Origin of the sequence: Flavobacterium sp. 102, from assembly GCF_003634615.1 — a bacterium.
Classification (GTDB): domain Bacteria; phylum Bacteroidota; class Bacteroidia; order Flavobacteriales; family Flavobacteriaceae; genus Flavobacterium.
This window is the reverse complement of the sequence record NZ_RBKX01000001.1, coordinates 2,863,126-2,885,864: the sequence shown is the minus strand read 5'-3', so window position 1 is coordinate 2,885,864 and position 22,739 is coordinate 2,863,126. Positions and strand designations below refer to the sequence as shown.

Sequence of the window (22,739 nt, the reverse complement as noted above, 5' to 3'; positions counted from 1 at the left end):
TTGGTTAAATCAGAATATCAAGAAGTATTGACCAAAGTAGAGAGTATCCCCGGAATCGGCAGAAAAACAGCTATGATGTTGGTAGTGTTGACAGATGGGTTTAAACGCTTTGAAAGCAGTAGCCAGCTTTGCTCTTTTTGTGGTTTAACACCAGTTTTGCGACAATCAGGCAGTAGTGTAAAAGGCAGAACCAGAATAAGTAAAATAGGGAATGCCAAACTTCGAAATCTACTCTTTATGTGCAGCTTCACAGCTTGTAAATGCAATAAAGCTTGCAAAGCCATTTATGATCGAATTACAGAAAAAGGGAAAAGTAAAAAACTGGCATTAATAGCAGTTTGTAATAAACTGTTGAGACAGGCTTTTGCCATCGCAAAATCAGGAGTAGAATACAGTAAGGAATATAGAAGTCCTATGCCAAAATTTATTTAAAAAATATCATTTTTTATTTGTTTTTAAGCACAGTTCTTTGTTAGCCAACGTTATTCTCACTTCCACGCAATCTTTTCACTTTTCAGAATCTCCAAAGCTTTTTTAGTTTCATTTTCTCCATCACTCAAAGAACCTGGAAGCATAATTAATCGAGTTTTTAGTTTTCCTTTTCCGTCTTCGAAAAGTACTTCAAATCTTGAACGTGTTGCGCCATATTTTGCATCAATGAATTTTACTTCTTTAATTTTATTTCTCTCAATAATGGAAGTTGCCGAATAGTTCATGCTTTGCTTGACTTTATACAATAGAAAGCCAGCAAATAAACTATAAAATAATGCAGTAACAATTTTTTCTTCTTGATACGCTTTGAAAGAATAATAGAATAAGAAAACTGCAAATGCTGAATAAATAATTAGGATTCTTGAGATTCCATTTCCAACAACAACTTTTGAGACATTTCCAATTATTCCATCTCTTGTCAAAATAATTTTGTTTGGCAAAATATGACAATATCCGGTTTTCGTTTTAAATGTGTTCTCGTTTTGCATAATGTTGTTAATAATGGTGGCTAACGTGCCGCCGCTTCTCGTCAGTTGCGAACTTCGTGACAGCATATTTTCTACTAAAATAGGATTTTCCAGCGGAAAATCAACAACCGGCTTAAGCAAAATTCGCAATTGCGAGAAACGGCTGTTAGCTGTTGGGTTTTTATTTTTGGCGTATAAATTTTCCAGTATTAATTGTCACGTTTAATTGTCGGTCATAAGTTGTTCGAAACGATAATGTGTCTGCATTAATTTCTTCAACTTCCATAATGACTTTCCCCAATGTATTTAATTTTAAAGAATCAAGAGTTACTTTTTGTTGCACAAAGAGAAAGTCATTTAAATAATATATCTTTTTCGAGTTTCTTCCTTCCACAGCTTCTATTCCGCCAACTACTTTTTCACCGTCTGAGAATTCTTTGGTATATTTATTCTCATTAATTATAATTACATATTTTGAACCATGGTTTTTGAAGTTAAAATCTAAAACAACATCATACTTTCCTGAAATTCCAGTAACACTTTTAAAACCTAAAAGGAAAAACATTCCTAATATAAAACAGTATTTTTTCATAATGTTCTCTTTTGCACAGATTTTCTGAAACTCACAGCTAACGTTTTGCCGCTTCTCGTCAGTTGCGAATTGCGGAACTGCGTACTTTCGGCTAAGATAAAAATTATAGCGGAAACTGAACTTGAACTTACGGTAAATTTCGCAATTGCGAGAAACGGCTGTTGTACACCGGTGTTTTGAGTTTGATTGTCACGAAACATAACCACAAACACTTTCAGCGTTTTGTTCGGTTTCTTTTTCCAATTTCTATTTCACGCAAACAAAATCAGTTTCATTTCTAGCAACCTTTTTAGCGCAAACTTATTTAAATTTTGACACAAACATTTTCAGTAACATTTTGACGCAAACTTTTTTAGTAACATTTTCAGCGAAACATTTTCAAGTCTAAATTTCCATTTCTGTTTACGCAAACTTGGCAAATAGGAGTGAAGTTTAATCAAAAAGTTCTCGTCAGGAAAACACTGGTGTACAACGTTCCGCCGCTTCTCGTCAGTTGCGAACTTCGGAACGAATTATTTTCCGTTAAAGATAAAAATTCTTGCGAAACGTGAACGTGAACTTACCACAAAATTCGCAATTGCGAGAAACGGCTGTTAGCGGTAGTGCGTTAGTTATCATTGGCAGGAAACTTAATTCTAACTTCTGTTATCACTCCGTTTTTCATTTTCAACTTTCTGCGTGAACCAATTGCTTTTCCAGGAACATAAATTCCAGATAATTGAACATATTTTTCATCGTATCTTTTGACTGTGTTAAAGCTGCTATTTTCAAATAAAAACATAAAGCAAACAGAGTTATTTATTCGCTTATTTTCAAAGTCTTCTTTTGAAATAAATATTCTGCTGATTTTTTGTTTATCAAATTTTACATAGCCATACACCGAAATATTTTTCTTTTCATATTTTTCGGAATGTTTAATTAACTCTTCTATGGAAACTTCAATTGGTTTTTCAATTTTAGCTATTGTGTCTTGAGCAAAGCAATTGATATTTCCTAAAAAAAGCAATATGAGTATTGAAAAAGTTTGTTTCATTTGTGAGCTGTTTTAGCATTACCGCTAACGTATCGCCGCTTGGCGTCAGTGGCGACTTATTTAATAATTTGTTCTAAAGATAAGCAAAATTTCAACTTAGTAATTTCCGGCTAAGAAAAACAAAACTAGCCATTGCGCCAAACGGCTGTTGTAGGCAGTACTTCTTAATTTAATTTTTTTTTATACATTGCGCAAAAATATTTTTATAATGTCATCTTCCATTATAGGTTTTCACGGAACTAGTTTTGATAGTGCTAAAAGCATTGTGAAAGGAGATTTTGAAATTTCTAAAGGAAATGCTGAATGGATAGGAGATGGAGCATATTTTTTTATAGAAGGTATTAGTAAAGTTCCTAATGAACAAGCTGAACAATGGGCTATTGCTCAGGCTTGGGATAATAAAATTAATGATTATAAATATAAAGATATTAGTGTAATAAAGTCTGAAATTACTGTTGAAGATGATAGATTGTTAGACTTAACTACAAGCGATGGTGTAGAGATATTGTTATACATACTTGAGCAACATGAAAAGAAGATATTAAGAATTAGGAAAAGTTTAAGTTATTTAGATGGATTAATCATTAACTTTGCACGAGGAGAAGGATTATTAGATATAGATGTTGCAAAAGGTAATTTTTATATTAAGTTTGCAAAAGAAAGAGTATACAAAATAGATCTAAGAACAGCAAATTGCACAATTTGTTCAGTATTTAATCCTAAAAAAAACCTACAAAATAATACTATTATTAGTAATAAAAAAATTTAATAATGAAGCTAACTAAAGAATTAAAAGCGCGAATTGACAATTATTTTGGCAATATCACGTCGGCGGAATTATATGAAATTTCAGTTAATAAATATGGTTTTGCTGAGAATACAAATCTTGAAATAGATAATCAATCATTTGCTACATTAAACGTTGAAAAGTATATTTCAGTTGATAATGGTTTTGATGTATCTAAGGAAACTTCAATGCCTTTTGCAGCTTAATTATGAAAATAAAATTAAATGATTGGAAAGTTCAAGAGATGACTTTTTCTGTTGTCAAAAATGATGATAGAAAAGAAGATTCATTTGACTTAAAAACAAGTCAATTCTTTCCAGAAGACGATAAAAGGAGTTTTAGTTTACTTTTTGAAATAGATGTTAAAGATACTGATTTTGATATGTTTATTAAAATGTTGGCAATCTTTGAACTTGACGAAGATATAACTGAAGAATTTAAAGTTTCAGATTTCCCAGTAATAAATGCTCCAGCTATAGCATTCCCTTATTTAAGAGCAGTAATTTCGAATATTACTCTACAAGCTGGATATAGACCTGTTATGTTACCTTCAATTAATTTTGTAGAATTCGCTAAGAAATAATTTACTTCTTTTTTGCACGAGGTTAGTATTGCCTACAACGTCCTGACGATTCACACAGTTGCGAATTTCGGAACTGATTATTTTCTGTTAAAGATAAAAATTATTGCGAAACGCAAACGTGAACTTACAACAAAACTCGCAATTGTGTGAAACGGCTGTTAGCATTTCGGTGCTTTGAGTTTGATTGTCACGCAACATAACCATAAACACTTTCAAGTTTCATTTCGTTTTCTATTCCGGTTTCCATATCACTCAAACTTTTGTAACAATAAATTTGTAACATTTTATTTTGTTACACTTTTTTTGTTACAACTTTTATCCGAAAACTTTTCACGCAATCTTATTCAACTTTCAAGATTCTAGCGCAACTTTTCAACGAGAAAATTTCCATTTCTGTTTCCACAAAACTTGGCAAATAGGAGTGAAGTTTAATCAAAAAGTTGTTGTTTGGAAAGCACTGAATGCTAACGTGCCGCCGCTTGGTAGTCGTGGCGACTTTTTAAATTATTGTTGTAAATATAATCAATTTTTGAACTTAGTACTTTCCGTCTAAGAAATGCAAAACCAGCCATGCTACCAAACGGCTGTTATAGCCAGTTTTTATTTCACAAGCCTTTCCATTATCATTATCAGAATTATTATTCCGATTACAATTCCAGCAACTTTCAAGTATAATTTTTGCGCTTTCTTTTCATCGCGATAATCAGAAATTGAAATTGTTTCTGTATGTGCAATTATTTTGTTTTCGGTGAATATTTTATCCAGTTTCATTCTGTCAACATCTTGAATGAAATATCTAATTCCATTTTCAAACATTGGTTGGTTTTCTATGTCACAATAATATTCAACGTTTTGCTTTTCAAGCTCACTTTCAAACGTTATTTTGTCTTTCGGCAAAACATAAATTTTAAAAGGACTTTTGAATAATATCTCCGGATTTTCCATTTGCATTTAGTTTCTCGAAAAAATTGGCTATAACGTGCCGCGGCTTGCGATAGTGGCGAAGCCAGCGAACTAATTATTTTCTGTTAAAGATAAATATTTTCGTGAAGAAAAAACGTCAAGGTAACAAAGCAATCCAGCCATTATTGCAAACCGCTGTTAGCAGCCGTTTTTTTTCGGTTGAATTGAAAAATAATTTCCCAAGTCAATATGGAACTTATCGCATTACTCCATATAGCAATTCTAATTCCATCCCAACCCAAATTCAAATTCGCAACTACAACGCCTGATAAAATTCCAATTCCAGTAACAATTGAAGCAGCAATTATATGATTCGGTAATCTGTTGGATGATTTCAATATATTAAACGCCAACAATACATTTACTAGTAATAAAAATGCGACAATTATATAGAAATAATAGTCATCATATTCCATGAAAATCTGTTGAACAATTCCAGGAAGAAATATGTATATAACCAATGGAATCATATATGTCAATAGTCTTTTTATCATATTTTTTTTGAGTTCGAGTGGTAATGGCTGCTAACGTCTTGCAGATTGCTACAGTTGCGACGATTTATTACTATTGATTCCAAATATAAAACTCCTTTTTGAATTTTCAGAGAAAATTCGGGAGAAACCCATGCCTAGCAATTGTAGCAAACTGCTGTTATGCAACGTAATTTTATTCACGACATTTCTGTCCTTTACAATAAATTCCTCTGCTCTTTGCTTTCAGAATTCCATTCTGACTTACTTCTATTTCAAAAGATTCCTTACTTAAAGGATTGTCATTAAATCTCATTAAGTGCAATTCAAATCCATTTTCAACTTCTCTATATTCACTTCCTCGAATGTCGCTGTCTAGAGAATAGTCATAGGTTTCAGCTAAAAGCATTGCTTCTTCCAGATTATCTATTGTTCCTAAAAAGCCTCGAAATTCTTCCTCGTTTATGTAATTTACTTTTCCATTTTCAATCGTTATTGCATAATAGCAACTAAAAAAAGGATGTCCGCCTTTAAATATTCCATATTTAATTTTATCAAATTCTCTATCAATTTTTTTTCTCAATAAAGTGTCACCGCTTTCATTTAGAATGGTATGTCTTAACATACTGCTTTTATAGCGAGCGTACTGCCAATATTGGTATTTTCTATTAGGATTTATTTTTTTTGCCAAAGAATCTAAATAGCTATTTGCCAAACTGTAATTAATTTTCTGAAACTTTATTGGCTTTTGAATCTTTGGCTCATCTTTTTTTGTGCAAGAACTTACGATTAAAAGTAATAAGATGATTAAAGTTCTCATTTTGCAGAGGTTAAATTATGTTGCATAACGTGCCGCCGCTTGGTAGTCGTGGCGACTTTTTAAATAATTAATTGTAAATATAATCAAATTTTGAACTTAGTACTTTCCGTCTAAGAAATGCAAAACTAGCCATGCTACCAAACGGCTGTTAGCTGTTGGGTTTTTATTTTTGGCGTATAAATTTTCCAGTATTAATTGTCACGTTTAATTGTCACGTTTAATTGTCGGTCATAAGTTGTTCGAAACGATAATGTGTCTGCATTAATTTCTTCAACTTCCATAATGACTTTCCCCAATGTATTTAATTTTAAAGAATCAAGAGTTACTTTTTGTTGCACAAAGAGAAAGTCATTTAAATAATATATCTTTTTCGAGTTTCTTACTTCCACAGCTTCTATTCCGCCAACTACTTTTTCACCATCTGAGAATTCTTTGGTATATTTATTCTCATTAATTATAATTATATATTTTGAACCATGGTTTTTGAAGTTAGAATCTAAAACAACATCATACTTTCCTGAAATTCCAGTAACACTTTTAAAACCTAAAAGGAAAAACATTCCTAATATAAAACAGTATTTTTTCATAATGTTCTCTTTTGCACAGATTTTCTGAAACTCACAGCTAACGTCCTGACGATTCACACAGTTGCGAATTGCGGAACTGATTATTTTCTGTTAAAGATAAAAATTATTGCGGAACGCAAACGTCAACTAACCACAAAACTCGCAATTGTGTGAAACGGCTGTTACCGGTTCGGTTTTACTCTTGAATTACTGACACAAAAACGAACTTAGCCGAGAAACGTAATCAGCGAACAAACAAGTTACTGTTGAACTTCCACAAAACCTAAAGTTTACAGACACAAAAATGAGCAAACCTTAGAAACGTGATTCGGTTACAGATTGTTTTACTTCAACTTTTAATTTATGAAACTTTGTTTTTTTTCTCTGTTAAACACAATTTTAAAAAGTGTAGAAATGTCACGGATTTTGCAGATTCAAAACTGACCGGTAACGTGTCGCCGCTTGGCGTCAGTGGCGACTTTTTTAATAATTTGTTCTAAAGATAAGCAAAATTTCAACTTAGTAATTTCCGGCTAAGAAAAACTAAACTAGCCATTGCGCCAAACGGCTGTTACCGGCTGTGTTTACTTTTAAAGGTTAGGTTGGCACTCTTCTAACTTTTTCGACTTTCTTGTTTTCATTATAATCTTTTCTACTTCACTTTTGAAACTTTCCAAAGTATTTGTTTTTTCTAGAAGCAATTTAGTTCTTTCTTTAAGTTCATTTACCCATGGGAAATTATGCTCGACATTCAGTAAACTTTCGTAATAAACTTTCAAGGAATTGAAATCGCCGATAAGTCCCGAAACTGTTCCTTTGTGATAGTTTCCCCACAAAGAATCACTGGCAAATTCTGAATTGCATATTTTCTCGCGAGATGTATTTAATGTTTTGAATGATTCACGATATTCTGATATCTTTTCAAGCGCTGATTTGCAAAGTTTTTCAATTTCATTTTCAAACTGACTTTCATCACGAAATTCTATAAAAGGCGATTGTCTATATCCAATATCAAATGAAAAATAATCTTGGTCATACCAATGAAAATTCACACCAACATTTAGAAATGTTCCCTTTTCCCTTGAATTTGGTTGAAATTCTATAATAGTTGTAAACCAACAATTGTCATCATGAAAAGTTCGAGATTGTCCTTTTCTCTTTATTCCATGATTTTTAAAAAACGCTGTTGCTGTTTTAATTATAATTTTATTATGGTCGATATCTGTCATTTAAGATTGAGTTGTTCAACATTGCCGGTAACGTGCCGCAGATTGTGATTTTGGCGTTCTTCACTCACTTGTGTTTCCAAATATAACTAAAATTTCAGTCAGCCGAGACATTTCTGATACGACCAAAACCAGCCATAATCACAAACTGCTGTTGTAGGCAGTTTTAATTAATTCCGGTTTCAGTTAGCTTCCCAAGAAGATAAGTATCACCACTGTCAAAACCACTACCGATATATATATCTTTGTTACTAGTTAAAATTTCATTCTTAAAGAACTCAATGTTATTTATTATTAATAAATTCAAGATTCCATTATATATTAAAACCTCCAAATCTCCATTCAATTCATAATTTTGGCTTTTAATTGATTCAAAGTATTTAGGAATTAAATAATATTTAGGAAAATAAATTGGATCAACATTCCAATCGTTAAAATCTTCTTTTGGAGTCTTACCTGAACCACTTAAATAAATTGTTATTGATTCCTTCTTATCAACAATTGAAGTAAATATACCAAAACTTAAAGCTTTAACATTATCTGGTAATTTATTTTCATCCAAGACTTTTTTCATAAAACTATTCAATTCAGATTTTAATTCATCTGACTCAGCATTGGTTATTAATTCAATATTTTTATCAAGATTTAGTATTGTTTGAAAATCTTTAATTCCTTCATTAAAAGTTGGTTTGTCTTTTATATGTTTTTTTAATACTTCATCAACAGTTTCCCAATCCACTTCGATATTTTTTAGTGATAGACTTCTGTTTTGAGTATGACCAATGCCAACTATTCCAAACAAGGTGTAAAAAAATAAAATTAGTCTTTTCATTGCTATTTTTCTGAATTGCCTACAACGTGCCGCCGCTTGGTAGTCGTGGCGACTTTTTAAATTATTGTTGTAAATATAATCAATTTTTGAACTTAGTACTTTCCGGCTAAGAAATGCAAAACCAGCCATGCTACCAAACGGCTGTTAGGCGCTGTACTAATCCAATAACCTTCCATTGAGAATTAAATTAAATGTCATAATTGGCACCACGAATGATAAAAAAATTATCATCATAGTTGAGAATAAATCAAAGAAATCTTTTCTGTTTGGCGACATGTCAATACTGGATCGAATAGAATAAAATTTCCTTTTATTTAGAGCAAAAGATAATAAATTAAAAAGATTTAAAATGACTAGAAAACTAACGGGCATAAAATATACAGAAGTCTGTACAGTAATTGTGAATGAATAAAAATCTATTGCGTAGCCAATAACTCCAAACAATAAAGCAACCCAAAAATTTACAATTAAAGTCTTTCTTTTTATCAATAAATTATAGTATCTATCACTTTCCTCAAATCTTCCCCATAATGAATAAAAGATATAGATTAAAGAAACAAAATAAGAAATAAATTGGAAATTGTTCATTTAGATATAGTTTCTGAGTATAGCGCCTAACGTGCCGCCGCTTGGTAGTCGTGGCGACTTTTTAAATAATTAGTTGTAAATATAATCAATATTTGAACTTAGTACTTTCCGTCTAAGAAATGCAAAACCAGCCATGCTACCAAACGGCTGTTAGCAGCAGTATTATATTTGTTTTATATGACTTATTAAGTCTGTAATTAACTTGTTGAGTTCAACAATCACATCTTCGATTTTATATGCTGTAAACACCATTTCTTTTTCCATGTCGTTGTTTTTAAACCCATAGCTAAAAACTAATGGATCAAGTTCGCCAAGATGATTATGAATTTCGGAATTTAAGAATGAATGTTTGAAAGTGTTTGAAATGTTATTAATGATTTTTAGAATATTCAAATGTTTGTCTTTTATGTCTACAATAAATTCTTTAGAACCAATTAAATGACCAATTGATTCTATCTTTATGTTAGTTGGATATTTGTTTGTTTTCTTTAGATATTCTAAGACATAAATCATGGCAATCATTTCATCTAATGTTTTTCTAATCCAATAAAATATTTGCTCTGTTAAGAATTTCTGTCTATAAAAAAGAGGCGTTTTTAGAACTGAATCTTCAATAACGTTATCAGACATTTTTGTATTTATCAAATCAAAGTCATGAAATAATTCTTTTATCAAAAGATTTACATTATCAATCCTCTGAATTATCTCAACCCATTTCAGTGTAAGATTCGAAAATTCGGTATTGGGGAATTCTCTAATAATATTATCTCGGTGAAGAGAATACTCACTTTTTTTTTGTAGGTCGATTTCAGGTGGAGTTCTCATAATATTGCTGCTAACGTCTTGCAGATTGCTACAGTTGCGACGATTTATTACTATTGATTCCAAATATAAAACTCCTTTTTGAATTTTCAGAGAAAATTCGGGAGAAACCCATGCCTAGCAATTGTAGCAAACTGCTGTTATGCAACGTAATTTTATTCACGACATTTCTGTCCTTTACAATAAATTCCTCTGCTCTTTGCTTTCAGAATTCCATTCTGACTTACTTCTATTTCAAAAGATTCCTTACTTAAAGGATTGTCATTAAATCTCATTAAGTGCAATTCAAATCCATTTTCAACTTCTCTATATTCACTTCCTCGAATGTCGCTGTCTAGAGAATAGTCATAGGTTTCAGCTAAAAGCATTGCTTCTTCCAGATTATCTATTGTTCCTAAAAAGCCTCGAAATTCTTCCTCGTTTATGTAATTTACTTTTCCATTTTCAATCGTTATTGCATAATAGCAACTAAAAAAAGGATGTCCGCCTTTAAATATTCCATATTTAATTTTATCAAATTCTCTATCAATTTTTTTTCTCAATAAAGTGTCACCGCTTTCATTTAGAATGGTATGTCTTAACATACTGCTTTTATAGCGAGCGTACTGCCAATATTGGTATTTTCTATTAGGATTTATTTTTTTTGCCAAAGAATCTAAATAGCTATTTGCCAAACTGTAATTAATTTTCTGAAACTTTATTGGCTTTTGAATCTTTGGCTCATCTTTTTTTGTGCAAGAACTTACGATTAAAAGTAATAAGATGATTAAAGTTCTCATTTTGCAGAGGTTAAATTATGTTGCATAACGTCCTGACGATTCACACAGTTGCGAATTGCGGAACTGATTATTTTCTGTTAAAGATAAAAATTATTGCGAAAAGTGAACGTGAACTTCAAACAAAACTCGCAATTGTGTGAAACGGCTGTTATAAATCCGGCGTTTTATGTTGAATTACATTAGCACGCAAAGTAACCACAAACATTTTCCGTTTCCTTTTCGGTTTCTTTTTCAGTTTCCATTTCACGCAAACTTTGTTAGTGTCTATTTTCTAAAACTTTTGTAGCAATATTTTTGTAGCATTTTATTTTGCTACATTTTTTTTGCTACAACTTTTTCACGCAAACCTTTTCGGAATATTTTTCTCAATTCCATAACTTAATGCAACAAAATTCCATGTTAAATTTCCATTTCTGTTTAAGCAAACTTGGAAATAGGAGTGAAGTTTAAATCGAAAGTTCTAGCGATGGAAAACGCTGGTTTATAACGTTCCGCCGCTTGGTAGTCGTGGCGACATTTTAAATTATTAGTTGTAAATATAATCAAATTTTGAACTTAGTACTTTCCGACTAAGAAAAGCAAAACTAGCCATGCTACCAAACGGCTGTTATGCGCTGGAGCGTTTTCCTTTATTCAAAAACCAATTCCTTATATTTTAAAAACCTTCTTCCAAATAAAGTAAAAACTGGTTTCTCAATTATCTCAAATTTTTGGCTTGAAAAATTATTAATGTATTCTAAAATATCTTGTTGCATTTCCTGAATTTTAGTTTCTTTTGAACCTTCATAATAGTCAAACCATTCACTAAAAATTTTTTTCTTAGTCAACTTTTCAGTTATCAAATATTTCCAGTCAATGTTTACGGAATCATATTCTATTTCTTGAACATCATCATTTGGAAATTCCAACGAAATTTCAACCTTATCATCAATTTCAAGTATCAATTTATGAAATCTCTTTTCTTGGTCAATTTTGTAACCAACTTTAATAGCATGTTCAACTAAATTACTAAATGTCATTTTATATACGGTTTTGAGCTCTTGCGCATAACGTGCCGCCGCTTCTCGTCAGTTGCGAACTGCGGAACTGCGTACTTTCTGCTAAAATAAGATTTTCCAGCGGAAAATCAACAACCGGCTTAAGCAAAATTCGCAATTGCGAGAAACGGCTGTTAGTGGCAGGATTTTTTACTCTGTTTTAACCAACTTTGTTTTGTATGTTCTTCTATTGAGCCATCATTTGACTTCAAAAGGAAATCCAAGTTTATTAAGTTTTCAAAATAATAATCTAGTTTTTCTCCTTCAGGTTTTTGAGCAACAATTGAGTTATTTTTAATCAAATAATAACGCACAACCTTGTTTTCAATTAAGCTCAAAGTATCATTTTCAATTTTCCACTTGCCAGTTATCTTTTTACATTCTTCTTTTTCTTCTTTCCAGTAAAACAAATTCAGTGCAAATGTGTTGTTTTCTTTCAAGTTCAAATTGGAAAACTGTGAAGTACAATTTCTCCCGTCATAAGGATTATAAAATTCCCACATAACATATTTCCCCGATTGAGAAAATCCAAATTCGGTTGAAAGAAATAAAAATATGATTATTAAGTTTTTCATCTTTTGATAACTGGGCGAAATCTTGCCACTAACGTTTTGCCGCTTCTCGTCAGTTGCGAATTGCGGAACTGCGTACTTTCGGCTAAGATAAAAATTATAGCGGAAACTGAACTTGAACTTACGGTAAATTTCGCAATTGCGAGAAACGGCTGTTGTACACCGGTGTTTTGAGTTTGATTGTCACGAAACATAACCACAAACACTTTCAGCGTTTTGTTCGGTTTCTTTTTCCAATTTCTATTTCACGCAAACAAAATCAGTTTCATTTCTAGCAACCTTTTTAGCGCAAACTTATTTAAATTTTGACACAAACATTTTCAGTAACATTTTGACGCAAACTTTTTTAGTAACATTTTCAGCGAAACATTTTCAAGTCTAAATTTCCATTTCTGTTTACGCAAACTTGGCAAATAGGAGTGAAGTTTAATCAAAAAGTTCTCGTCAGGAAAACACTGGTGTACAACGTGCCGCCGCTTGGTAGTCGTGGCGACTTCGTGAATAATTTGTTTCTGCTAAAGTAGAGATTTTCCAGCGGAAAATCGACAACCGGCTTAAGCAAAACCAGCTATGCTACCAAACGGCTGTTATGTGAAGGTTTTTTTAGTTTGGTGGAGTAATTTCTTTTTCAATTTCTTCTGACATCATCATCATTTGATAATCTTCTACGCCACGGTAATAAGAATAATATTTCCAACTTTTATTTTTTGTCAAGCAAGCAATTATAAAATCCCCTCCGCCAATATCTTTTTTATACCTTCTTTCACCTTCTTCAAAATGGTAAGCTCTAATTAAGTTTCCAATTTTTGATTCATCAGCTTCATTAAATTTCACCCAAGGTTTTTCCATTGATACTTCAGTTCCTACCATCATTATGGTTTCCGGTTTAGTTAGTTTTGAATAAGTAAAAAGACTAATAATAATTAGCAAAAAGATTAAGAAAAAATATTTTAACTTTTTCATACAGAAGGTCTATTGAATTCGGGGTTAAAAACTTTCACATAACGTTCCGCCGCTTCTCGTCAGTTGCGAAGTTCGGAACTTTTTATTTTCTGTTAAAGATAAAAATTCTTGCGAAACGTGAACGTGAACTTACTACAAAATTCGCAATTGCGAGAAACGGCTGTTACCTGCTGGTGCGTTTAGTCTAATGGATACTTAAAAATGGTATACAGTAAACTCATAGCTTCTGTTGCGTCTTTTTCCAATTGTTCTTCTGGTCGCAATCTGTTTTCAAAACTTCTTTTGGATAAAGTATGTGGATAATCCCAATCTTTTGAGTGAATAAATGGATTTCTTTTCAAGCGCAAATTATTGAGAAGTTCTAATACTTTTGGGTGTAGAATATTTTCTTTTTACAGCAACTTTAATCATTTTCTCCAGTCCATATTTTGTTACTTTTTCAAACCCTTTTTTTGATAAATGAATATCAAGCAATTTTTCTAAGAATGACTGTGACAACACTATTGTCGCGATAAAATGGCCGTTAACGTAACATTGTTGAATTTCACTAAATGTAAACACAAATTCCATATCTCCAAACATTGAATAGCCTTTAGGATTATGTTTTTTCACAAACTTTAATCTTTCTAATCTTTCTGAAAATAAAGCTTTGTCATAGTTAATCAATTCCTTTTCAGTGGCTGATTTATACGTTTTCTTCTTGATTTCATTTCCAAATAAATCTGTATTTTTTTCCATTGAGCAAAGATTGGTTGAGCACTTGCAGGTAACGTGCCGCAGATTGTGATAGTTGCGACGATTTATTACTGATGCTTACAAATATAAAATTCCTTTTTGAGTTTTCAGAGAAAACTCGGGATAATCCCAAACCTAGCAATTATCACAAACTGCTGTTATAAGCCGTTCTTATCTTCTTTCGGTTTAATTTTATTCTCCAATCTTTGAATTAGCTCAAAAATGTATTTATAATATTCGAAAGCATTTTCTTTGGCAAAATTTTCCAGTTGAACTTCTGCTATTGTTAACATAACTCTTCTGTCAATTTCAACATCTTTAATTTCTTGAGTTTTAAAATCCCCCATTTTCATTGGGATTTTCGTTGGAGTTTTACCAAGAATATTTTCAAAACTAGCATGAGAAAATCCGTTCCGTACCACATCATTTATAATCTTTTCTAAATGGTTCTTTTCTTCATTACTGATTAATTTTCTATTCCAACAATTGGTGATAGTATTTTTCATTGCCATTCCTTGAAACTTGTTGTAAGCCTTAATGGCAATTTCTTCTGTTTCTCCCAAACTGTTTTCATAAATTAATGCCAATTTTAGCAACCTTTCAATTATATGATTACTTATTGTAATACTTGCTACATATGCTTCCACCATTAAACATCTGTAGTTTTCATTCATTAATCTATTCAGTCCTGAAAACAAATCACTATCAACGTCAAAATATGGATTTAGCTTATCAAAATTTAAATTGATTTTTTCTTCAAAATATTTCTGATATTGATTTTTATCTATGTGCATTTGTCTTCAATTAAAAATGTGCTGGAATGGCTTATAACGTGCCGCAGATTGTAATTGCTGCGACGATTAATTACTTTTGATTCCAAATATAAAATTACTTTTTGAATTTTCAGAGAAAATTCGGTACACAAACCAAGCCACGCAGTAATTACAAACTGCTGTTATGCACCGTTGTCTAACTCTTTACTCTTACTTTGTTTTAACATGTCTTCAATACCTTTAATTAATAAAAATATTCCACTTCCCAATGCTAATGCATAAAGTAATGTATTTTCGAAATTTTTTGAAAATGTTGTTGATATAGTCCAAAATCCGCCAAACAATTCCAGCAATCCAAACGCACCAATTAATTTTTCTTTTAATTTATATAGCAATAATGCAATCACAAACGCCACAAATAAAGCCACAATTTGCCAACTTTTAGATTGTTGCAATGGTTCTTTTACATATTCCAAAACCGAAGCAAGATTTGGCGGCCATAAAAAGACATACTTTATGAGATAAACAAAAATAATTGTACTAATTATAATTCCAATTAATTTGATTCCGAAGCTATTTGTCTTTTTCTCCATATGTTTTTTTCTCAATTGAAAACGATATTTCATGCAATGGTGCATAACGTGCCGCCGCTTGGTAGTCGTGGCGACTTTTTAAATTATTGTTGTAAATATAATCAATTTTTGAACTTAGTACTTTCCGGCTAAGAAATGCAAAACCAGCCATGCTACCAAACGGCTGTTAGGCGCTGTACTAATCCAATAACCTTCCATTGAGAATTAAATTAAATGTCATAATTGGCACCACGAATGATAAAAAAATTATCATCATAGTTGAGAATAAATCAAAGAAATCTTTTCTGTTTGGCGACATGTCAATACTGGATCGAATAGAATAAAATTTCCTTTTATTTAGAGCAAAAGATAATAAATTAAAAAGATTTAAAATGACTAGAAAACTAACGGGCATAAAATATACAGAAGTCTGTACAGTAATTGTGAATGAATAAAAATCTATTGCGTAGCCAATAACTCCAAACAATAAAGCAACCCAAAAATTTACAATTAAAGTCTTTCTTTTTATCAATAAATTATAGTATCTATCACTTTCCTCAAATCTTCCCCATAATGAATAAAAGATATAGATTAAAGAAACAAAATAAGAAATAAATTGGAAATTGTTCATTTAGATATAGTTTCTGAGTATAGCGCCTAACGTTCCGCCGCTTGGTAGTCGTGGCGACATTTTAAATTATTAGTTGTAAATATAATCAAATTTTGAACTTAGTACTTTCCGACTAAGAAAAGCAAAACTAGCCATGCTACCAAACGGCTGTTATGCGCTGGAGCGTTTTCCTTTATTCAAAAACCAATTCCTTATATTTTAAAAACCTTCTTCCAAATAAAGTAAAAACTGGTTTCTCAATTATCTCAAATTTTTGGCTTGAAAAATTATTAATGTATTCTAAAATATCTTGTTGCATTTCCTGAATTTTAGTTTCTTTTGAACCTTCATAATAGTCAAACCATTCACTAAAAATTTTTTTCTTAGTCAACTTTTCAGTTATCAAATATTTCCAGTCAATGTTTACGGAATCATATTCTATTTCTTGAACATCATCATTTGGAAATTCCAACGAAATTTCAACCTTATCATCAATTTCAAGTATCAATTTATGAAATCTCTTTTCTTGGTCAATTTTGTAACCAACTTTAATAGCATGTTCAACTAAATTACTAAATGTCATTTTATATACGGTTTTGAGCTCTTGCGCATAACGTTCCGCCGCTTCTCGTCAGTTGCGAACTTCGGAACGAATTATTTTCTGTTAAAGATAAAAATTCTTGCGAAACGCAAACGTGAACTTACAACAAAATTCGCAATTGCGAGAAACGGCTGTTATAAGCCGTTTCTTCTCATTCCATTCTTTTTCACGCCACGAAATTTTTTCTTCAACTCTTCTTTGGTAAAATAATCGGTTTTTCCAGTTTCCAAATATTCTTTCCAATGCTCAAAATTTTCTTTTGTCAAATCAAAACCAATTTCTGGATTATCCCAGTCATATATTACTTCACTAACAATTTTACCATCCTGACTTTCACCATTCCAAATAAAATAATCAGAAAACATAAAAGCAAACGCAATTGTATTTACATCAATCGGTTGTAATTTTCCATTTAACAAGTCGTCACAAATTTTAATTAGATGACTTTTTGTAATTTCAAATTCTCCATCCTCAATTTGTTCAATATGAACTGAAGTATTATCATATCCAGTTTTCTGTTGACTATTTTCCAAATCAGTTACAAATTCTTCAACGGTCAGAGAATTTTCCAGGTATTCTTTAAGCTTTAGTTCTCTCATAAATCGGTTTTTGGAAATGGCTTATAACGTCCTGACGATTCACACAGTTGCGAATTGCGGAACTGATTATTTTCTGTTAAAGATAAAAATTATTGCGAAACGCAAACGTGAACTTACAACAAAACTCGCAATTGTGTGAAACGGCTGTTAGCATTTCTGTGCTTTGAGTTTGATTGTCACGCAACATAACCATAAACACTTTCAAGTTTCATTTCGTTTTCTATTCCGGTTTCCATATCACTCAAACTTTTGTAACAATAAATTTGTAACATTTTATTTTGTTACACTTTTTTTTGTTACAACTTTTATCCGCAAACTTTTCACGCAATCTTATTCAACTTTCAAGATTCTAGCGCAACTTTTCAACGAGAGAATTTCCATTTCTGTTTCCACAAAACTTGGCAAATAGGAGTGAAGTTTAATCAAAAAGTTGTTGTTTGGAAAGCACTGAATGCTAACGTGCCGCCGCTTGGCTTTCGTGGCGACAATTTAATAATTAAGTCGAAAGATAAGCAAATTTTGACTTACCGGATTATTTTCCAAGAAAGATAAACCAGCCATGAAGCCAAACGGCTGTTATAGCCAGTTTTTAATTTTCTGAGTATAATAATCCCCAATATCCAACTTTCATTTTTTTGCTAAACTTTTCACCAATTAAATATGGTTTACTCACTTTTAATTTAACACTTCGATTTAATTTTAGATCTTGTATTTTAATATAATGTCTCGTCGTTCCGCTACTTTCCATTGAGTAATAATCTACAATCTTGGCATTCAAGACAATTGTTTTATTTTCTCCCAAAGAGTCATTTGTCAACATTATAATTGAAAGCGTTGTTGTATATAAAACGGCTGTCATTCCAATAGTTAATGTAATAATACGAAAAATGGTTCTGACGTTTGTCCATATTTTTTTTGTATACTTTTTCGCTTCATGCTGAACAAGAAACTTTAAATATGTAATTAAACAAACAGGAAACATAATTACTAGAATTGGTAATGAAAAGTATTTCATTGTTATCTCATGGGCAAGATTAGTTTCAACGTAATCAAATGAATTAAAAGCAACAATAACTGTCAAAATACAAATAGTCAAAAGAGTAAAAAATATTATTTTGAATTTGTTCATTGTCATTTATGATGATAGTTGTGGAAATTGGCTATAACGTCCTGCAGATTGCAGTAGTGGCGACTTTTTAAATAATTAATTGTAAATATAATCAAAATTTCAACTTAGTAATTTCCGGCTAAAAAAAACAAAACTAGCCATTGCTGCAAACTGCTGTTACCGCTAGGTTTTACTCATAGATTTCTGAAACAAAAACGAACTTAGCCGAGAAACGTAATCAGCGAACAAACAAGTTACTGTTGAACTTCCACAAAGCCTAAAAGTTTACAAACACAAAAATGAACAAACCTCAGAAACGTGATTCGGTTACAAGTTAATTTTTTACAAAAAACTATAAAACTTGATTTATATTCGGTTCAAATTTCCACTTAAACTTGGTGCAAAAGGTGATAATTAAGCCGATTTTGCTCGGACGAAAACTTAGCGGTAACGTCCTGACGATTCACACAGTTGCGAATTTCGGAACTGATTATTTTCTGTTAAAGATAAAAATTATTGCGAAACGCAAACGTGAACTTACAACAAAACTCGCAATTGTGTGAAACGGCTGTTAGCATTTCGGTGCTTTGAGTTTGATTGTCACGCAACATAACCATAAACACTTTCAAGTTTCATTTCGTTTTCTATTCCGGTTTCCATATCACTCAAACTTTTGTAACAATAAATTTGTAACATTTTATTTTGTTACACTTTTTTTGTTACAACTTTTATCCGAAAACTTTTCACGCAATCTTATTCAACTTTCAAGATTCTAGCGCAACTTTTCAACGAGAAAATTTCCATTTCTGTTTCCACAAAACTTGGCAAATAGGAGTGAAGTTTAATCAAAAAGTTGTTGTTTGGAAAGCACTGAATGCTAACGTATCGCCGCTTGGTGTCAGTGGCGATGCCAGCGGACTGATTAATTTCTGTTAAAGATAAAGTTTTTTCGTGAAGAAAAAACGCCAAGGTAACTAAGCAACCCAGCCATTGCGCCAAACGGCTGTTACCAGCAGTAATCTTACTATCAATGTTCTTCAACATCAATTGGATCAGCTTTCATTGAATAATAACTCAAAACTTTTTTCGCCTTGTCTTTAGTTAAAATTTCGAGTTTAGAATTTTCTATAGCTTCCTCTTCAGGCATCATTGAGCGTGAAAGTATGAGTTTAAAAACTTCTTTTTTAGTTTTTAAATCGAGCTTATTTTCACTATTCAAATACTTTTCATAAGTGTTAGCCATTTCAAGCCAAATTTCAATTTCACTATCTGGATTTTGATCTCTTTTGAAATTAGTAATTGTCTCTTCTAAACTAACAGGATAAACTTCAGCAAAAGTGGACTGTATTTTTTCAATTTTATGTATTTGCTCTTTAGATAAAGAATCATGAATTACCTCATTAAGTTTGATATTTTTTGGGTCAATTGTTTGAACGTTATCTTCTGCTTTATTGAAATTGCAAGAAGAAATAATTATTGCTAAGAAGATTAAAAGTACACGATTCATATTTATTTGCAGGGTTTTGGATTATTGCTGGTAACGTGCCGCCGCTTGGCGTCAGTAGCGACTTTTTTAATAATTTGTTCTAAAGATAATCAAAATTTCAACTTAGTAATTTCCGGCTAAGAAAAACTAAACCAGCTATTGCGCCAAACGGCTGTTAGCGGTTCGGCGTGTTTCTATATTTATCAAACTCTGTTTTCAATAATTTTTCAAGCTCATTAAAGTTATAACTTAAACTATTTGATGTTATTGATAACGGAGTTCCATACATTTTTAAGTTACTCTTCATCAGAGTTGCCTTGAATTTTGGGCTATTTTGAATAAATTTTTCTGGACTTAAAACATCAATTAAAATGAATTTAGTTGACATAACTTGTTCAGTTCTAATTCCGATTATTTCAGACCATTCAATTAATCCAAAACTTGTAAAGTTTGAATTATCTGTTATTCCATTTTCATTAACAATTAAACCTGGTTTTTTATCAAAAGCTTTAAAAATTATATAAATCAAACAAAGACCAAAAAAGATTAATGATGCATAACCAACTATTCTGATTAGTTCAAAATTTCTATGAGAAAAGGAAACATAGCTTTCAGGTTTTAAAATAAATTTTATTCCAATCGCAACAAATATTATTGATGCAATAAATGCAAAAATTAATTTTCTCTTACTCAATGCAATTCTAATTTCACTCATTTTTTTTGTCGTTAAATCTAAAAGTTCTGACGCTGACCGCTAACGTGCCGCAGATTGCAATAGTTGCGACGATTAATTACTGTTGACTCCAAATATAAAACTCCTTTTTGAATTTTCAGAGAAAATTCGGTGAGAAACCCAAGCCTAGCAATTGTTGCAAACTGCTGTTAGCAACCGTTTTTTTTATTTAGTTGCCTTAAAATAGTATTGTGTTCTTCCACTTCCGCCTGCTGCTAACAAGAATACATTTCCACCTCTTTTGTAATAACTATCAATTATTAATTCTTTTTCTTTATTCAAACTTATTCGTAATCTATAAATGTCAATTTTGCTGTACAATAGATGCAAAACAGGTGGAATTTGAATGTTCTTTTTTCGAATAAAAATTTCGTAATATCCTTTCTTTGAAAACTTACCTTGATAATATTCAGTAGTTTTTCCAATAACATCATCATAAGTTACTTTCAATTCATTATTTGAAGTAAAGCTAATTGAGACGGAATCCGATTTTTTATTTTTAAGGTTTATTAAAGTCAATATGTCTGAATCAGAAGATGCTTTATTTTTTGAGTTCTTTTTGTGTGAAATATTAATAAAAGTTCCCTTAAAATTTGAGTTTATTCCAGATAGTTGCTCTTGTGGAATTTTCAACCCTGTTCCACATGAAATTAATAGAAATGAAATTATCGATATAAAGAAAAATGTTCTTGTTTGCATTTTTAAAATGGTTGCTAACGTTCCGCCGCTTGGTAGTCGTGGCGACTTTTTAAATATTTAATTGTAAATATAATCAAATTTTGAACTTAGTAGTTTCCGTCTAAGAAATACAAAACCAGCCATGCTACCAAACGGCTGTTATACGCAGGCAATTATTCTCTATTTTGGTTTTTCCACCAAACTTTTAATTCTTCGGCTTCTTTTTCGTCAACTTTTGGACAACTATATAGTCCGAAATCTACTTTTTTATTTTCTTTAAATGCTTTTATAAATTCAATCGCAAATCCACCGACTTGCGCGCTGTCATTTGGAATGTAAGAAGATAAAGGATCGAGGTAACAATTGCATGTTTCTTTTGAGTCAACAACTAATATCAGTGAATCTAAATCTTTAGCTGTAATCCAGCCTTTTTGAAAGTCATTTTCAATTGAAGAAAAATCAAATGGATTAACAGTTTTTTTAGCTGCTTCTATAAAACTCAAAGGTGTATATTCTTTTGTGGATTTCAAAACCCAATTGTTATCAGTTTTAGATATATTTTTCTGTTCTTTCTTTTCACAACTTAATGTGAGAAAAGCAAAAGATAGTAGGTAAAGATATTTTTTCATAGATGCAGTTAATTGCTTGCGTATAACGTCCTGACGATTCACACAGTTGCGAATTTCGGAACTGATTATTTTCTGTTAAAGATAAAAATTATTGCGAAACGCAAACGTGAACTTACAACAAAACTCGCAATTGTGTGAAACGGCTGTTAGCATTTCGGTGCTTTGAGTTTGATTGTCACGCAACATAACCATAAACACTTTCAAGTTTCATTTCGTTTTCTATTCCGGTTTCCATATCACTCAAACTTTTGTAACAATAAATTTGTAACATTTTATTTTGTTACACTTTTTTTGTTACAACTTTTATCCGAAAACTTTTCACGCAATCTTATTCAACTTTCAAGATTCTAGCGCAACTTTTCAACGAGAAAATTTCCATTTCTGTTTCCACAAAACTTGGCAAATAGGAGTGAAGTTTAATCAAAAAGTTGTTGTTTGGAAAGCACTGAATGCTAACGTCTTGACGATTGGTATCGTGGCGATTTTTATAATTTATAGTTGTAAATATAATCAAATTTTGAACTTAGTAGTTTCTGGCTAAGAAAAACAAAACTAGCCATGATACCAAACGGCTGTTAGCGACCGTTCCTTTTTTATTAAGCAAAATTTTGCCACCAACTGAA

Annotated in this window: 29 protein-coding genes; 4 read left to right on the top strand and 25 right to left on the bottom strand. The window is 31.4% G+C overall.

Annotated features, from left to right (window positions below):
* Complete coding sequence (locus C8C84_RS17295; protein WP_370453645.1) at positions 1 to 432, top strand: IS110 family transposase; 432 nt, start codon at positions 1 to 3, stop codon at positions 430 to 432.
* A gap of 56 nt (positions 433 to 488) precedes the next feature.
* On the opposite strand, the gene C8C84_RS12650 is transcribed toward C8C84_RS17295, so the two are convergent.
* From C8C84_RS12650 to C8C84_RS12635, 3 genes are all read right to left on the bottom strand, one after another.
* Positions 489 to 1,100 (bottom strand): phosphoribosylaminoimidazolesuccinocarboxamide synthase, encoded by a 612-nt coding sequence (locus C8C84_RS12650; protein ID WP_233549794.1) that lies wholly within the window; start codon positions 1,098 to 1,100, stop codon positions 489 to 491.
* Positions 1,101 to 1,140: 40 nt separating this feature from the next.
* Entirely contained in the window at positions 1,141 to 1,551 is a 411-nt protein-coding gene (locus C8C84_RS12645; RefSeq protein ID WP_121313994.1) for a hypothetical protein, read from the bottom strand.
* A 607-nt stretch (positions 1,552 to 2,158) separates the two neighbouring features.
* A complete protein-coding gene (locus C8C84_RS12635; RefSeq protein ID WP_121313992.1) occupies positions 2,159 to 2,584 on the bottom strand; it encodes a hypothetical protein in 426 nt (141 codons plus the stop codon).
* A 208-nt stretch (positions 2,585 to 2,792) separates the two neighbouring features.
* Between C8C84_RS12635 and C8C84_RS12630 the strand changes: the two genes are divergently transcribed.
* The 3 genes from C8C84_RS12630 to C8C84_RS12620 are packed head-to-tail and all read left to right on the top strand — an operon-like array spanning position 2,793 to position 3,954.
* Positions 2,793 to 3,353 carry a hypothetical protein gene (locus C8C84_RS12630; protein WP_121313991.1) on the top strand — a complete coding sequence of 187 codons (561 nt, stop codon included), beginning with the start codon at positions 2,793 to 2,795 and terminating at the stop codon, positions 3,351 to 3,353.
* Positions 3,354 to 3,355: 2 nt separating this feature from the next.
* Positions 3,356 to 3,577 (top strand): hypothetical protein, encoded by a 222-nt coding sequence (locus C8C84_RS12625; RefSeq protein ID WP_121313990.1) that lies wholly within the window; start codon positions 3,356 to 3,358, stop codon positions 3,575 to 3,577.
* 2 nt (positions 3,578 to 3,579) lie between these two features.
* Positions 3,580 to 3,954, top strand: a complete 375-nt coding sequence (locus C8C84_RS12620; protein ID WP_121313989.1) for a protein-export chaperone SecB — start codon at positions 3,580 to 3,582, stop codon at positions 3,952 to 3,954.
* A 600-nt stretch (positions 3,955 to 4,554) separates the two neighbouring features.
* Here C8C84_RS12620 and C8C84_RS12610 read toward each other — a convergent pair.
* From C8C84_RS12610 to C8C84_RS12490, 22 genes are all read right to left on the bottom strand, one after another.
* Positions 4,555 to 4,899 (bottom strand): hypothetical protein, encoded by a 345-nt coding sequence (locus C8C84_RS12610; protein ID WP_147406858.1) that lies wholly within the window; start codon positions 4,897 to 4,899, stop codon positions 4,555 to 4,557.
* Positions 4,900 to 5,039: 140 nt separating this feature from the next.
* Positions 5,040 to 5,411, bottom strand: a complete 372-nt coding sequence (locus tag C8C84_RS12605; RefSeq protein WP_147406857.1) for a hypothetical protein — start codon at positions 5,409 to 5,411, stop codon at positions 5,040 to 5,042.
* Between the two features lie 172 nt (positions 5,412 to 5,583).
* A complete protein-coding gene (locus C8C84_RS12600) occupies positions 5,584 to 6,207 on the bottom strand; it encodes a hypothetical protein (RefSeq protein ID WP_121313981.1) in 624 nt (207 codons plus the stop codon).
* Between the two features lie 191 nt (positions 6,208 to 6,398).
* The gene (locus tag C8C84_RS12595; protein ID WP_147406856.1) at positions 6,399 to 6,794 is read right to left on the bottom strand and encodes a hypothetical protein; all 396 of its coding nucleotides are present in this window, start codon (positions 6,792 to 6,794) and stop codon (positions 6,399 to 6,401) included.
* Positions 6,795 to 7,363: 569 nt separating this feature from the next.
* Positions 7,364 to 8,002: a hypothetical protein gene (locus C8C84_RS12590; protein WP_121313984.1), complete on the bottom strand. Its 639-nt coding sequence runs from the start codon at positions 8,000 to 8,002 to the stop codon at positions 7,364 to 7,366.
* Positions 8,003 to 8,165: 163 nt separating this feature from the next.
* Entirely contained in the window at positions 8,166 to 8,960 is a 795-nt protein-coding gene (locus tag C8C84_RS12585) for a hypothetical protein (RefSeq protein WP_121313983.1), read from the bottom strand.
* A gap of 621 nt (positions 8,961 to 9,581) precedes the next feature.
* A complete protein-coding gene (locus C8C84_RS12575) occupies positions 9,582 to 10,307 on the bottom strand; it encodes a hypothetical protein (RefSeq protein WP_147406855.1) in 726 nt (241 codons plus the stop codon).
* Positions 10,308 to 10,396: 89 nt separating this feature from the next.
* Positions 10,397 to 11,020, bottom strand: coding sequence for a hypothetical protein (locus C8C84_RS12570; RefSeq protein ID WP_121313981.1), 624 nt, complete (start codon positions 11,018 to 11,020; stop codon positions 10,397 to 10,399).
* Between the two features lie 629 nt (positions 11,021 to 11,649).
* Entirely contained in the window at positions 11,650 to 12,039 is a 390-nt protein-coding gene (locus C8C84_RS12565; RefSeq protein ID WP_121313973.1) for a hypothetical protein, read from the bottom strand.
* Positions 12,040 to 12,191: 152 nt separating this feature from the next.
* Positions 12,192 to 12,497, bottom strand: a complete 306-nt coding sequence (locus C8C84_RS12560) for a hypothetical protein (RefSeq protein ID WP_147406854.1) — start codon at positions 12,495 to 12,497, stop codon at positions 12,192 to 12,194.
* Positions 12,498 to 13,232: 735 nt separating this feature from the next.
* Entirely contained in the window at positions 13,233 to 13,592 is a 360-nt protein-coding gene (locus C8C84_RS12550) for a hypothetical protein (protein WP_121313978.1), read from the bottom strand.
* Positions 13,593 to 13,771: 179 nt separating this feature from the next.
* Positions 13,772 to 13,933: a hypothetical protein gene (locus C8C84_RS17055; RefSeq protein ID WP_158592572.1), complete on the bottom strand. Its 162-nt coding sequence runs from the start codon at positions 13,931 to 13,933 to the stop codon at positions 13,772 to 13,774.
* A gap of 7 nt (positions 13,934 to 13,940) precedes the next feature.
* The gene (locus C8C84_RS12545) at positions 13,941 to 14,330 is read right to left on the bottom strand and encodes a hypothetical protein (RefSeq protein ID WP_121313977.1); all 390 of its coding nucleotides are present in this window, start codon (positions 14,328 to 14,330) and stop codon (positions 13,941 to 13,943) included.
* A gap of 155 nt (positions 14,331 to 14,485) precedes the next feature.
* Positions 14,486 to 15,121, bottom strand: a complete 636-nt coding sequence (locus C8C84_RS12540; protein ID WP_121313976.1) for a hypothetical protein — start codon at positions 15,119 to 15,121, stop codon at positions 14,486 to 14,488.
* A 161-nt stretch (positions 15,122 to 15,282) separates the two neighbouring features.
* On the bottom strand, positions 15,283 to 15,693 hold the full coding sequence (locus C8C84_RS12535) for a hypothetical protein (protein ID WP_121313975.1): 411 nt from the start codon (positions 15,691 to 15,693) through the stop codon (positions 15,283 to 15,285).
* Between the two features lie 782 nt (positions 15,694 to 16,475).
* Complete coding sequence (locus C8C84_RS12525) at positions 16,476 to 16,865, bottom strand: hypothetical protein (protein ID WP_121313973.1); 390 nt, start codon at positions 16,863 to 16,865, stop codon at positions 16,476 to 16,478.
* A 152-nt stretch (positions 16,866 to 17,017) separates the two neighbouring features.
* Positions 17,018 to 17,482, bottom strand: coding sequence for a hypothetical protein (locus C8C84_RS12520; RefSeq protein WP_121313972.1), 465 nt, complete (start codon positions 17,480 to 17,482; stop codon positions 17,018 to 17,020).
* 589 nt (positions 17,483 to 18,071) lie between these two features.
* Positions 18,072 to 18,611, bottom strand: a complete 540-nt coding sequence (locus C8C84_RS12515) for a hypothetical protein (RefSeq protein ID WP_147406853.1) — start codon at positions 18,609 to 18,611, stop codon at positions 18,072 to 18,074.
* A 1,006-nt stretch (positions 18,612 to 19,617) separates the two neighbouring features.
* Complete coding sequence (locus C8C84_RS12505) at positions 19,618 to 20,097, bottom strand: hypothetical protein (RefSeq protein WP_121313969.1); 480 nt, start codon at positions 20,095 to 20,097, stop codon at positions 19,618 to 19,620.
* 154 nt (positions 20,098 to 20,251) lie between these two features.
* A complete protein-coding gene (locus C8C84_RS12500) occupies positions 20,252 to 20,791 on the bottom strand; it encodes an STM3941 family protein (RefSeq protein ID WP_121313968.1) in 540 nt (179 codons plus the stop codon).
* 183 nt (positions 20,792 to 20,974) lie between these two features.
* Positions 20,975 to 21,508, bottom strand: a complete 534-nt coding sequence (locus C8C84_RS12495) for a hypothetical protein (RefSeq protein ID WP_121313967.1) — start codon at positions 21,506 to 21,508, stop codon at positions 20,975 to 20,977.
* Positions 21,509 to 21,660: 152 nt separating this feature from the next.
* Positions 21,661 to 22,116 (bottom strand): hypothetical protein, encoded by a 456-nt coding sequence (locus C8C84_RS12490; protein ID WP_121313951.1) that lies wholly within the window; start codon positions 22,114 to 22,116, stop codon positions 21,661 to 21,663.
* Positions 22,117 to 22,739 lie beyond the last annotated feature (623 nt).